Annotated in this window: 12 protein-coding genes; 11 read left to right on the plus strand and 1 reads right to left on the minus strand. The window is 30.7% G+C overall.

What is annotated here, in order from left to right:
- Positions 1 to 89: 89 nt before the first annotated feature.
- Positions 90 to 704, plus strand: coding sequence for a hypothetical protein (locus O9267_RS12315; RefSeq protein WP_298180002.1), 615 nt, complete (start codon positions 90 to 92; stop codon positions 702 to 704).
- A 240-nt stretch (positions 705 to 944) separates the two neighbouring features.
- On the opposite strand, the gene O9267_RS12320 is transcribed toward O9267_RS12315, so the two are convergent.
- Positions 945 to 3,176 carry a carboxy terminal-processing peptidase gene (locus O9267_RS12320; RefSeq protein ID WP_298180004.1) on the minus strand — a complete coding sequence of 744 codons (2,232 nt, stop codon included), beginning with the start codon at positions 3,174 to 3,176 and terminating at the stop codon, positions 945 to 947.
- 321 nt (positions 3,177 to 3,497) lie between these two features.
- Between O9267_RS12320 and O9267_RS12325 the strand changes: the two genes are divergently transcribed.
- From O9267_RS12325 to O9267_RS12370, 10 genes are all read left to right on the plus strand, one after another.
- Entirely contained in the window at positions 3,498 to 4,481 is a 984-nt protein-coding gene (locus tag O9267_RS12325; RefSeq protein WP_298180006.1) for a restriction endonuclease subunit M, read from the plus strand.
- 7 nt (positions 4,482 to 4,488) lie between these two features.
- A complete protein-coding gene (locus O9267_RS12330; protein WP_298180008.1) occupies positions 4,489 to 8,439 on the plus strand; it encodes an Eco57I restriction-modification methylase domain-containing protein in 3,951 nt (1,316 codons plus the stop codon).
- Complete coding sequence (locus O9267_RS12335) at positions 8,439 to 8,744, plus strand: hypothetical protein (RefSeq protein WP_298180010.1); 306 nt, start codon at positions 8,439 to 8,441, stop codon at positions 8,742 to 8,744. Before O9267_RS12330 ends, O9267_RS12335 begins: the two co-directional genes overlap by 1 nt.
- A 50-nt stretch (positions 8,745 to 8,794) precedes the next feature.
- Positions 8,795 to 9,562: a 5'/3'-nucleotidase SurE gene (gene surE, locus O9267_RS12340; protein ID WP_298180012.1), complete on the plus strand. Its 768-nt coding sequence runs from the start codon at positions 8,795 to 8,797 to the stop codon at positions 9,560 to 9,562.
- Between the two features lie 118 nt (positions 9,563 to 9,680).
- The gene (locus O9267_RS12345) at positions 9,681 to 9,923 is read left to right on the plus strand and encodes a hypothetical protein (protein ID WP_298180015.1); all 243 of its coding nucleotides are present in this window, start codon (positions 9,681 to 9,683) and stop codon (positions 9,921 to 9,923) included.
- Positions 9,920 to 10,177, plus strand: coding sequence for a hypothetical protein (locus O9267_RS12350; protein ID WP_298180017.1), 258 nt, complete (start codon positions 9,920 to 9,922; stop codon positions 10,175 to 10,177). The genes O9267_RS12345 and O9267_RS12350 overlap by 4 nt, the downstream gene beginning before the upstream one ends.
- 44 nt (positions 10,178 to 10,221) lie before the next feature.
- A complete protein-coding gene (locus O9267_RS12355; protein WP_298180019.1) occupies positions 10,222 to 10,494 on the plus strand; it encodes a hypothetical protein in 273 nt (90 codons plus the stop codon).
- A 133-nt stretch (positions 10,495 to 10,627) separates the two neighbouring features.
- The gene (gene lpxB, locus O9267_RS12360) at positions 10,628 to 11,740 is read left to right on the plus strand and encodes a lipid-A-disaccharide synthase (RefSeq protein WP_298180021.1); all 1,113 of its coding nucleotides are present in this window, start codon (positions 10,628 to 10,630) and stop codon (positions 11,738 to 11,740) included.
- A 47-nt stretch (positions 11,741 to 11,787) separates the two neighbouring features.
- Positions 11,788 to 12,426 carry a C40 family peptidase gene (locus O9267_RS12365; protein ID WP_298180023.1) on the plus strand — a complete coding sequence of 213 codons (639 nt, stop codon included), beginning with the start codon at positions 11,788 to 11,790 and terminating at the stop codon, positions 12,424 to 12,426.
- A gap of 246 nt (positions 12,427 to 12,672) precedes the next feature.
- On the plus strand, positions 12,673 to 13,459 hold a 787-nt coding region (locus tag O9267_RS12370; RefSeq protein ID WP_298180025.1), incomplete at its 3' end, for a ComEC family competence protein.

Here is a 13,459-nt window from a genome sequence, read left to right on the forward strand (position 1 = left end):
TGATTGATTTGAATAAGGCGACAATGGCACGATTTGTGTTAACTTTGTAAAGATAATTACAACTTTTGAATAATATTAAAACAACTACTATGAAAATTAAATTACTATTAGGTGCATTCGCTTTTATTGGGTTTCAAAGCGTTTTTGCTCAAGAAGTTAAAACCACAACTGTTATTGATTCTGTTAAAACAGTTCCTGCAACAATTGATTTAGAAAAGCAGAAATTATACGAAAAAGAAAAAATTGAAAGAGACTTGAATGCACAAAAAGAAGCTCTTAAACAAAAAGAAGATAGTGAAAAAGCATTAAAAGATGCTGAAAAAGCTAGAGAAAAGGCTGATAAAGAAAAAGAAAAGGCAGAAAAGAGCAGAGAAAAAGCTGAAAAAGAAAGAGAGAAAGCTGAAAAAGAAAGAGATAAGGCGGCTAAAGAAAAAGAAAAAGCTGCAAAAAAAGTTGAACAACAAGAAAAGAAAGTTGAAAATGCTGGAAAAGACATTGAAAAGTTAAACAGCAAACTTGATAAAGCCGAAGCCGATTTAGAAAAAATGCAAGTCAAACTTGATAAATCTATTGCTAGAGGAAAGCTTACTGAAGTTGAAACTCAAAAAGAAAATGTAAAAATTACCAAACAACAACTTAAAATTAAAGAGCTAGAAGAAGATATTGTAAAAGCTCAAAAAAAGTTAGAAAAACTTAAAAGATAGATCTTAATCCTCAACTTCGGTTGGGGATTTTTTATATATCCTTGTTTTTTAATCTGAATTTTGCAAAAGACAAAAACCATCTAGCCCTGACAGCAGTGGAAAGCTCCCTGTTTTTTAGGGACTTGGAACGTATGGCAGGAATAGGGATAATCGAAAAAGCCCAAGCTATTCGCTCCTAAAAAACAAATGCCTTAGAAGTTTATAGTTTCTAAGGCATTTTTACATGGTAAAATTTTCTCTTTATGATTTAATCACTTTTTCTTTAAGTACTTTTTTGCCAACAACTTTCTTTGCTCCAGCAGGTTGCAAATCATTTAATATATTTACAGCTTCTTCTACATAAATGTCTTTTGCAAGACTTTCGTGCCATCTTTCTCTTTTTTCCTTAAGCGACAAATCTTTCTTCATTGCTTCTTGCTCGTATGGCAAAGATGAAAGCAACAAGCTGTTTTTGTAATTAGAAATTGCTTTAAACTTTTTAGCGTTTTCTTCAATTTTGGTTTGTTCTTGTTTGAACTTATCCATTTTTAAAGAATAAACATTTTCTTTATCGCGTTGGTCAATCCATTTAGCATTTTCTTCAACCAATTTGAATTTGTCATTTGCTGCAATTCTCATTTTACTATTCGCAATGGCAACATCATAATTATCAAGTTTGTCCCAAGTTGAATAAGTTGCTGCTTCAATTTTGTCCCAAGGCATAGCGTTCTCGATGTCTCTTTCTCCCATTTTTAGGTAAGCATATCTGTCTGGCATTGCAACATCGCTGCTAACACCTTCTAATTGTGTTGAACCACCATTGATTCTGTAGAACTTTTGAGTAGTTGTTTTTAATGCTCCCATATCGCCCATATTACTTCCACGAACGAACTGGTTTAAGTCAATTACATTTTGAACAGTTCCTTTTCCGTAGCTTTGTTTGCTACCAATAATTACGGCTCTTTTGTAGTCTTGCATGGCAGCAGCTAAAATTTCGGAAGCCGAAGCCGAAAAACTATTTTGCATAATTACAAGTGGTCCATCCCATTGTATTCTATCATCTCTATCGTACAAAACTTCTTTTTTTCCTGCAGCCGATTTTATTTGTACAATTGGCCCTTCATCTATAAAAAGTCCTGCAATATCAACAACTGTTTGCAATGAACCTCCACCATTATCTCTAACATCCATTATGATTCCTTGTACGTTTTCTTTTTTCAAACGCTCTACTTCTATTGCGATATCTTTTCCAGCATCTCTGCTTTCTTTATTTTCAAAATCGATGTAGAATTTTGGAAGATAAATAATTCCATATTTCATTCCATCTTTTTCGATAATACTTGACTTAGCGAATGTTTCTTCGGTTTCAACGATGTCTCTTATAAGTGAAATAACTTTGATTGTTCCATCAACTTTTTTAACTGTCAATCTAACTTCGGTTCCTTTTGGTCCTTTTATTTTTTTTACTACATCATCAAGGCGCATTCCTACTACATCAACTGGTTCAAGATTTCCTTGAGCAACTTTCATAACGACATCGCCTGCTTCTAATTCTTTTCCGCGCCATGCTGGTCCGCCAGAAATTAATTCGGTGATTTCGGTATAATCGTTTTTCTTTTGCAAACGCGCACCAATTCCTTCTAATTTACCACTCATACTAACATCAAAACGCTCTTTTTCTTCGGGAGCAAAATAGTTGGTATGTGGATCAAAACGTGCTGTAATTGCATTGATATAAACTGAAAACCAGTCACTTCTTTCTAATTCTTCTATAAATCCAAAGTATTCATTAAGCGATTTTAAAGAAGTTTCTCTAGTTTCTTTTTCTAAATCTTCAAATGATTTTCCTAAAAGTTCTGCTTTTAATTTGGCTTCACTTTGCAAATCTTTCTCACTTTTTTTAGCTTTATCTTTTTCATCAGCAACACCATTCTTAAAATCTTCTTGCATTTTTAACTTATCGGTTAAAGAAGAAAGTGTTGAAAGTTTGATTTGTTTACGCCATTTGTCTTTTAGCTCAGCTATGTTTTTTGCAAAAGGCAATTTTTCGTAATCAGTATTGAATGACTCGTCAACGTTATAGTCGAATGGTTTTTCTAGAATTTCTTTGTAAAAAACTTTACTTTCTGTCATTCTTTTCATCAATCGATTGTATGTCAAATCGAAGAAAGTTAATTTCTGACTTTTGATTTCATCATCAATTGACGTTTCATATTTAGCGAACTCATCAATATCTGATTGCAAAAAGAAACGTTTTGACGGATCTAAGGCATTAATGTAATCTTTGTAAACCCCTTTAGAAAAAGCATCGTCAATTTTGGCAGGATGATAATGTCCACGCTCAATTACAAACTGTAACAGTTCTAAAAGTGTCTTGTCCTTTTCGGGATCAACTGTTTCTTTAGGCATAAAACTCCAAAGTCCTATTGACAAGGCTACGACTGCCAATAGTATTTTATAATGTCTTTTCATAAATTGAATTATTGTGTTCATTAAAATTTTTCAACTAAATTACATAAAAAAGTATGCCACAAAAGAGTTGACACGCACAAATTTTTGTTAAAGATACTAAATTTAATAAATTCCAAAAGACAAACTCCAAATTCCAACTAAAAAAACAGGCTTCAAATTCCAAAAATTGAAAATGTAGCATTTGATTATTAATATTTTTTTGTTAGTAATATTTTGTAATTATAAAACGATACGTTTAAAATAATAAATTAAATTTGTAAAATAACATCAGTACTTCAATTATAAAGTTAGTAAGCAAATTGGAAGATTTGTCAAACAATTTAAAAAAAACAAAATTAATAAGTGCAAGGAGCAATCGACATATTAGAGAACGAGATAAAACAGAAATATCCTGAAATTCTGAATATACTCCTTTGTGATCAAACTACACAAAAAAACATATTTTGGGCTACCGAAAATTATAAATACCTTGGTGAATCATACAGTTTCGATTCTCCACTACTACCTGATTTAATAACGGGTGAAAATGGAAATGTAATAATGCCTAGAGTATATAAAGATAAAGTTTTACAGCTTTCTCGTTCTAAAGAAATGGCTGAAGTTTTTACGCCTTCTTGGATATGCAATGCTCAAAATAATTTAGTTGACAATTCTTGGTTTGGAAAAGAAAATATTTTTAATACCGAAATTATACTTGAAAATGGAACCAAAACTTGGGAGACAACAAAAGATAAAATAGTTTTCCCAAAAGGTAAAACTTGGAAAGATTATATTACTGATACCCGTTTAGAAATTTCTTGTGGAGAAGCTCCATATTTAGTAAGCAGATACGATACAACAACTGGAGAGTATATCACTATTGAAAATAGAATTGGATTATTAGATAGAAAACTTAGAGTAATTAATGAAAACGTAACTTCAATTGACAATTGGATTAATGCGGTTCAAATTGCGTATAAAAATATTTATGGCTTTGAATGGCAAGGCGACAGCTTGCTTTTAGCTAGAGAATCATTACTTTTTACATTCATTGAAAATCATATTTTTAAGTTTGGAACAGAACCAAAACTTGAATTTATTCAAAATATCGCTCATATCATTTCATGGAATCTATGGCAAATGGACGGTTTAAAAGGAATAATACCAAATAGTTGCTCAGAAACAAACCAAGAGGTAACTGATTTATTTGGTGTTTTAGAGAAAATAGCAACTAAATGTGAAGGTTGTAAATCAAATTCCATTTTAAAACATAATGGTATTTATAGTTATATAATGGATTGGGGAAACAATAAACCAATTCGGTTTGTAGATTTAATTGAAAAGTAGAATTGTAATGCCAAAAACTAATACTATAAATACCGAAATCCTAAACAATATAATCATTGGAAGAGTTGAACCTCATATCTATGCTTTTTCAACAGGAGAAATTCCAAGTTACCTCAAAGTTGGTGACACCTATCGACCTGTTGAAACCCGATTGAATGAATGGCGAAAACACTATCCAAATCTTGAAAAAAAGTTTGAAAATGTTGCAAAGATTAATGAAGATACTTTTTTTAGAGATTATGCAGTTCATAATTATCTTGAAAAGGATTTAGAAAGAAATAGATTAAAAGCTGATTCAATAAGAAACATACCTTATTTTTCAAAAGAATTTTTTGAAAATGCTACTGAAAAAGATTTACAAGATGCCATTATAGACATCAAGAAAAGTCATCAAGAAAATAATTTAAAATACCAATATTATCGATTCGACGAAAGTCGAGTTACACAAACGCAAACTTATATTAGAGAAGTTCTGCTCAAGTTACGACCAAATCAAGAAAAAACAGTAACTAATTTTCGAGAAGCAATCAAAAACAAAAGAACTAATCTGCTGATGTATGCTGTGATGCGTTTTGGAAAATCATTCACTTCAATGTGTTGTGCGGTTGAAATGGATGCAAAGCTAGTTGTTATAGTTTCTGCCAAAAATGACGTACGAAATGAGTGGAAAAAAACAGTAGAAAGTCTTATAAATTTTGAAGGTTTTTGTTTTTTAGAAGCTAACGATTTACTCACAAGTGAAACCATTATTGCTGACAAACAAAAAGCAAATGAAAAAATTGTTTTATTTTTAACTTTACAAGACCTTCAAGGCGGAAAAATAAAAAAAAAGCACGCACAAGTATTTGAAAATCAAATAGATTTATTATTAATAGACGAAACTCATTTTGGTGCAAGAGCTTCCGAATATGGAAAAGTTTTGCAGGTAACAAAAAGTGAACTTAAATCTGAAATAAAAGGCAATGATAGCACTTTAGAAGATTTAGAAATTATCAATAAAGAATTAAAAGCCAAAATCAGAATTCATCTTTCGGGAACGCCGTATAGAATTTTGATGAATGACGAATTTACTAAAGAAGACATAATCGCTTTTTATCAATTTTCAGATATTGCCGACGATCAAGAAAAATGGGACGAAGAAAATCTTTCTAAAGACGAAACAAAAGAATGGGACAATCCTTATTATGGATTTCCGCAAATGATTCGGTTTGCATTCAATCTAAATGAATCTTCAATAAAAAAATTAGAAGAATTAAAAAATAACGGCATAACCTATGCTTTCTCACAACTATTTAGACCACAATCAATCATATTAGAAACTAAAAATCAATCGCACAAAAAATTTGTTCACGAAAAAGAAGTTTTAGATTTACTGAAAGTAATTGATGGTATTGAAAGTGATTCTAATATATTGTCTTTTCTAGATTATGACAAAATAAAAGAAGGCAAAATGTGCCGCCATTTAGTTTGCGTTTTGCCTTACAGAGCTTCTTGTGACGCTTTTGAAGAATTGATAAAATCCAACAAATTCATACATCTTAACAACTATGAAATTATCAATATTTCGGGAGTTGAAAAGGATTCTATTCAAGCAAAAGAAATCCAAAATAAAATTACAAAATTTGAAAGTGAAAACAAAAAAACCATCACATTAACGGTAAACAAAATGCTAACAGGAAGCACTGTTCCAGAATGGGATACCATGCTTTACCTTAAAGATACAGCTTCTCCACAAGAATACGACCAAGCAATTTTTAGATTACAAAATCAATACATCAAAGAGTTTGTTGATGATAAAGGCGATGTAATAAAATATAACATGAAACCACAAACGTTATTAGTAGATTTTGATCCTACAAGAATGTTTGTAATGCAAGAAGAAAAAGCACAAATTTACAACTTCAATACCGATAAAAACGGCAATCAAAAACTGGAAGAACGATTGGAACGTGAACTAGAAATTTCGCCCATAATCACTTTAAATAGTTCAAAATTAGTTCAGGTTAAACCATCCGATATTTTAGATGCTGTTAGACAATATTCGAGCAACAGAGGCGTTTCGGAAGAAGCCAAAGAAATTCCGATTGACTTATCGCTTTTAGATATTGAGTTAATCAAAAAAGAAATTGAAAAACAAAACGAGATAGATTCTAATCATGGATTGAAAATAAAAGGCGTTAAAGCTGATAAAGAAGGTGATGATTTAGAAGTTCCAACAAGCAAAAATGATGAAAATGATGAAAATCTTGGAGCAAAAAGCAACAAGGAGAAAACGGATGAACTAGCGAGCATAAAGAAAAAATTTGCAACTTATTATTCTAAAATTCTGTTTTTTGCTTTTTGTACAGAAGCCAAAATAATGTCATTACAAGAAATTATTGATTTGATTGAAAAAGATTCTGATAGCCAGAGAATTGCTGCCAATTTAGAAATTAATAATTCCATTTTGCAATTGATGATTGACAACATGCAACACCAAGTATTAAGCAAGTTAGATTATAAAATTCAAAACATTAACTCAATCGCAACTGATACCAATTTAGAACCAATAGAACGAGTTGGTCGCGCCATGAAAAAGTTTACGCGCTTGTCTGAATCTGAAATTGTAACACCACAAACGGTTACCAAACTAATGATTGACTCATTGCCAAAAGATGCCATAAACAAAAACACAAAATTACTGGATATTGCCTCCAAACAAGGTGAGTTTGTATATGCCGTTTATAAAAAATTTGGAAAAGAAATAGCCAACAACTTCTACTCTATTCCAACCTCAAAAATTGCCTACGAGTTTACCCGAAAAGTATATAACTTATTACAGTTAGACATGAAACTAATAGAACAAGATTACACATCGTACGATTTAATCAAAGAAGACAACTTGATTGAAAACGAAACCATAAAAATAAATAACCAAAAAATGAAATTTGATGTAATTGTTGGTAATCCTCCTTATCAACAAAGTGAAGGTGGTGCTAATAGCAATACTGCATTACCCATTTACAATCTTTTCGTGAACTTTGCAAAAAAACACAATCCCAAATTCATATCTTTAATTATACCTACAAGGTGGTATGCAGGCGGAAGAGGTTTAGACGATTTTAGAGATCAAATGTTGAATGACAAACATATTTCTGAATTACATGATTTTATAAAACCTGAATTGATTTTTCAAAATATAAATCTACGAGGTGGTATTTGTCATTTTCTATGGGAAAAGAATTTTGACAACAAAAAAAGTTTAACTAAAGTCTTCACCTATAAAGAATCCTTAACGCCTAGTGTAAAAAAAAGAAATTTAAGAACTAATAATTCGGATATCTTAATACGCCATAATATTGGAGTTTCAATAATTGAAAAAGTATGCAACAGTTCAGAATTTGAATCTTTAACCACCTATGTTTCGGCAGCAAAAGCTTTTGGTTTTAGAACATTTTTCATCAATGACAATAGATTCAGAAGTAATAAAACGGGACTTAAAAATTCAATAACTTGCTTTGGAAGAGGAAATTCAATTGGTTATGTAGAAAAGTCCGAGGTAGTTTCTCATGCTGAATGGATTGATGTTTGGAAAATTTATGTGCCAGAATCTAATAACATTGGAACTGAATTAAACGACGATAATCAAAACTCATTTATTGGGAAGCCTGGCACAATTTGCACTGAAACTTTTTTGGTTATTGGGGCAAATTTAGCATTAGATAAAATTTCAAGTGAGAATCTATGCATTTATCTTAAAACAAAATTTGCAAGATTTATGCACAGCTTAGCTAAAATAAGCCAACACGGCACATCAAAAACTTACATATTTGTTCCACTTCAAAACTTTAATATAGATTCCGACATAGAATGGTCTAAATCAGTAGAAGACATTGACAAACAACTGTATGCAAAATACAATTTATCACCAGAGGAAATTGAATTTATTGAAAGTATGATAAAACCAATGTCACTATAATGAAAGCCATAAGATACGAAAAAGATACTGTTTTAATTCAAGAAGGTAGTATCAAAGCTTGGGTAGATGTAGTGATTAATGATGGTAAACTATATATAGATTGGAATAAAATGATTTATTTTCAGAATAAAAAAGAAGATATGATTTTAAAAAAATGGCAAGATAAAGCAGAAAACTTTGATAATGCTACTGATTTAGCTGTTGAAACTTTACAAAATTTAGGAATAATTTATATAGATGATGAAGACAAATGGCATCAAACAGAAAAGTATTTTACCACAAAAGGCTCAATCGATATTGTATAAACAAAGAACAAAACGCTAATTTTATATTTTTGTAAAAATAATTCAACTCCATGAAAAAACCATTAATTCTAGTAACAAACGACGATGGAATTTCGGCTCCAGGAATACGCTCATTAATAGAAGTTATGTCTGAAATTGGCGAAGTTGTTGTGGTTGCTCCTGACAAACCACAAAGTGCCATGGGTCACGCTATTACAATAAACAGCGTTTTGTATTTGAATAAAATTTCAAAAGAAAATGCTAAAGTAACCGAATATACTTGTTCGGGAACACCTGTAGATTGTGTGAAACTTGCCGTAAATGAGTTGTTAGATAGAAAACCCGATTTGTGTGTTTCAGGAATTAATCATGGTTCGAACTCTTCGATAAATGTGATTTATTCTGGAACTATGAGTGCCGCTGTAGAAGCTGGTATAGAAGGAATTCCGGCTATTGGTTTTTCGTTATTGGATTATGAATGGAATGCAGATTTTGAACCAACCAAGACTTTTATCAAGAAAATTGCGTTAGAAGTTTTAGGAAAAAAATTACACGAAGGCGTGGTTTTGAATGTGAATTTTCCAAAATTGGCAGCAAACGATATAAAAGGAATAAAAATTTGTCGACAAGCAAAAGCCTTGTGGATGGAAAAATTTGACAAAAGAAAAACTCCTTTTGGAAGAGAATATTATTGGTTAACAGGAGAATTTGTCAATCAAGATAAAGGTGAAGATACCGATGAATGGGCTTTGCAAAACGGCTATATTTCTGTCGTTCCAGTTCAGTTTGATTTGACGGCACATCATGCAATTCAACAATTAAATACTTGGAGTTTTTAGAAGACAGAATTCAGAAGGTAGAAAACTGAAATACAAATAGTAAAAAATATTGAATTATTTGGTGATTAGTTTTTTACATTTGTAGTATAAAATGATTTTAATTCTAAATTTTCAAATCATGAATTTACAATTTATTAAAGATATTAAAGGTAATACAACTGGTGTTTTTATTCCAATTGAAGAATGGCAAAGTTTAAAAACTAAATATTCAGATTTACAAAATGAAGAAATAAACACTTGTGTTGAACTGAATTCTTGGCAAAAAGAAATCATTGATGAACGTTTAGAAAATTATTATAAAAACCCTAAAGATGTTCTAGATTTTGATACGACAATTGCAAAAATTAGAAAAGGTTTATGATATATGGTTTTGTAATTAATCCTTCTGTAACAGACGATATTTTGGATATTGTTACCTATTACAAAAACGTTAATCCTGAATTAGCAATTGATTTTTTAAATAAAATTGAAATTACAAAAAAATATATTTCAGACTTTCCGCTAGCATTTCAAATTAAATATAAAAATGTTAGAATGGTTCTTTTAGAACAATTTCCTTATCAAATACATTACGTTATAGATGATGTTCAAAGCAAATTATTGTACTTGCAATAATTCATGCCTACAGAAATCTTAGAGATTATTCAAAAAAATAAATTATGGAAAAGAAAGATTTAGCGATTGGTTTTTTAATTGGCGTTTGTTGTATAATCGCTGGTACATTTTTGTTTTTATTTATGTTCACCGAATTTAGTTCGTTGAGCGATTTGAAAATTATAAACGAGAGTGGTGTTTTAGGAAAAGTAATGGCGCTTGGTGCTGTTTTAAACATTGCCGCTTTTTACATTTTGCTACAAAAAAAGAAAGAATTAATGGCTCGTGGAGTAATACTTGCCACAATCATACTAGCAATAATCACTGTTTTTGTATAACAAAAAGTTGTAGTTTTACGATACTGCGTTAGGGATTGTAGCGGCATCCTTTTTCTTTTTTCTTTAAAAAGAAAAAGATATAGCGGAAAGCCCGACCCGATTTTTCTTCGGGTAACGCCAAAAAAATTAAAATATGAAATACTACATAATCGCTGGTGAAGCTTCGGGTGACTTACACGGTTCCAATTTGATGAAGGCTTTGTACAAAGAAGATGCAAATGCCGAAATCAGATTTTGGGGTGGCGACTTGATGCTAAATGTTGGCGGAACTTTGGTAAAACATTACCGCGAATTAGCTTTTATGGGATTTATTGAAGTTGTTTTTAACCTAAAAACGATTTTGAATAACATTAACTTTTGTAAAAAAGACATTGAAAATTTCAATCCAGATGCTATTATTTTTATTGATTATCCGGGTTTTAATATGCGCATTGCCAAATGGGCGAAGGAAAAAGGAATTCAAACGCATTATTATATTTCGCCACAAATTTGGGCTTGGAAAGAAAGTAGAATTAAGGCAATCAAAAGAGATTTTGACAAGTTATATGTGATTCTACCTTTTGAGAAAGATTTTTATGAAAAGAAGCATCATTTTCCAGTTGAATTTGTTGGTCATCCATTGATTGACGCTATTCAAACACGAAAAGTTACCGACGAAATGACTTTTAAAAAAGAGAATAATCTTGACGAAAAACCGATTATTGCAATTTTGCCAGGAAGTCGCAAACAAGAAATCACCAAAATGCTTTCAGTAATGTTAAGTGTTGTTGATGATTTTGCTGATTATCAATTTGTTATTGCTGGTGCTCCAAGTCAAGAATTTTCATTTTATGAGCAGTTTTTGAAGAATAAAAACGTTCATTTTGTTGCTAATAAAACGTATGATTTGCTTAGTCATTCGTATGCTTCATTGGTTACTTCTGGAACTGCAACATTGGAAACTGCTTTGTTTAAAGTGCCAGAAGTCGTTTGCTACAAAGGAAGTTGGGCTTCTTACCAAATTGCAAAACGCATTATTACTTTGAAATATATTTCATTAGTAAACTTAATCATGGATAAAGAAGTGGTTACTGAGTTGATACAGGAAAACTGCAATACCAAAAACATTAAAATTGAGTTGCAAAAATTGATAAATCCAGCCACTAGAAATACTATTTTAGAAAATTACGATTTACTCGAAGCTAAACTTGGCGGAATTGGCGCAAGTGAAAAAACTGCTAAATTTATTATAAAAAACCTCAGATAATTTTCGTTTTCATTCATTTTAAGTATTTTTACAAAAAACAGATTCATTTGAAAAAATTACTTTACATACTATTCATTTCGTTATTTTTTGTGAGTTGCAAACCAACTTCTGCAATTGTAACTTCCAAAGCTGAGGCTGAAAAAAAAGGATTATACAAAAAACCTGGAACCAAAATTGGCACTCAAAAATCGGTTGTAAATAAGAAAATTGATGCCAAGTTTGCTGAAAAGAAGAAAAATGAAGATGAGTTTAAAGTTGTAAAAAGAAGAGAAAATGGCAGTTACAACGGATTGACTTTTGAAGAATTATCAAGACAATTAGTAGAAACCGCAGCCGATAATATTGGAAGTCCGTATAGAACTGGCGGCACTGACAAATCGGGTTTTGATTGTTCTGGATTGATGTTTAGCACTTACAAACAATTTGATATTACTTTACCAAGAACTTCTAACGAAATGTCTCGTTTTGGTAGAACTTTGGAACGTGATGAAATACGAAAAGGCGATTTGATTTTCTTTAGAACACTTGGTAGCAAAGTCATCAACCATGTTGGAATGGTGGTTGAAATAAATGATGAAGAAATTAAATTTGTTCACGCTTCTATCCAAAAAGGTGTTATTATTTCTACTACTAAAGAAGGATATTATAAGAATGCGTTTTCACATGTAAATAGAGTTGTGGAATAAATTTTTCTATTTAACGTGAATTCGATATAAAGACCAAAAAACATTCATTTTTTACACGAATTGCACCAATTTACACGAATTGAAGATGGAAAATTACACCAATTGAATCTGATAAATCAGATTCTAATTAGTGAAATTTAATTATTAAAAAATAATTTGTGTAAATTAGTGTAATTCGTGTCTAAATTTATAAAAAACTTTTGTCGAACTTACGTTATTTATCAAATATTTGAGTATTTTAGTTGCATGAAAATACTTGAATTTCCACTTTCACGAATTACATTTTCATTTGTTTTTGGTGTTTTATTTTCTCAATTTGTAGAAATAAAACCAGTATTTTCGTGGTCATTTCTAACCTTTTCATTTCTTGTTTTTCTGGTTGTTTATTTTCTTTCTAATAAAAATAAAATTCAGAAAAAATATTTTGGCTTTGCAGTTTTTATACTTTCTTTTTTTATCGGAATTACGACTGTAACAATTCATAATCAAAAATTTAACCCAACAAATTATAGCAATCAAATTCATGATTTTAATCAAGAACACAAGATTGAAGTTGTTTTGAGAGAACGCTTAAAGAGTTCTGCTTTTAGTGAACGCTTTGTTGCTTTAGTGAAACAAGTTGACAATAAAGAAAGTTCAGGGAAGATTTTGGTAAACATATATAAAGACAGCCTAAATCATGAATATGGAATTGGACAATATTTACAATTTTCAACAAAAATAATTCTGCATAAAAATCCCAACAATCCAGATCAATTTGATTATGGAAAGTATTTGACCAACAAGTCAATTTTAGCACAAGTTTATGTTGCTCCAAATGAATTAAAAGTTGGAACTATCATTGAAAAAGACATTTGGTATTATTCAGATTTGCTTAGAAATAAGATTAAGAATAGGTTAGAGAAAAATCATTTTGGTAAAGAAGAATTGGCGGTTACGATGGCTTTATTATTGGGGCAACAACAAGAAATTTCAAGTGAAATTATTCAAGATTATCAATTATCCGGAGCTGTTCATATTCTTTCGGTTTCAG

The organism is Flavobacterium sp., assembly GCF_027531705.1.
In the GTDB taxonomy this organism is placed as follows: Bacteria; Bacteroidota; Bacteroidia; order Flavobacteriales; family Flavobacteriaceae; genus Flavobacterium.

Bases quoted from the DNA above. Each gene is read 5' to 3' on its own strand.
- O9267_RS12320 (WP_298180004.1), bottom strand. From the start codon at position 3,176: ATGAACACAATAATTCAATTTATGAAAAGACATTATAAAATACTATTG.
- surE (WP_298180012.1), top strand. From the start codon at position 8,795: ATGAAAAAACCATTAATTCTAGTAACAAACGACGATGGAATTTCGGCT.
- O9267_RS12315 (WP_298180002.1), top strand. From the start codon at position 90: ATGAAAATTAAATTACTATTAGGTGCATTCGCTTTTATTGGGTTTCAA.
- O9267_RS12345 (WP_298180015.1), top strand. From the start codon at position 9,681: ATGAATTTACAATTTATTAAAGATATTAAAGGTAATACAACTGGTGTT.
- O9267_RS12350 (WP_298180017.1), top strand. From the start codon at position 9,920: ATGATATATGGTTTTGTAATTAATCCTTCTGTAACAGACGATATTTTG.
- O9267_RS12355 (WP_298180019.1), top strand. From the start codon at position 10,222: ATGGAAAAGAAAGATTTAGCGATTGGTTTTTTAATTGGCGTTTGTTGT.
- O9267_RS12330 (WP_298180008.1), top strand. From the start codon at position 4,489: ATGCCAAAAACTAATACTATAAATACCGAAATCCTAAACAATATAATC.
- lpxB (WP_298180021.1), top strand. From the start codon at position 10,628: ATGAAATACTACATAATCGCTGGTGAAGCTTCGGGTGACTTACACGGT.
- O9267_RS12335 (WP_298180010.1), top strand. From the start codon at position 8,439: ATGAAAGCCATAAGATACGAAAAAGATACTGTTTTAATTCAAGAAGGT.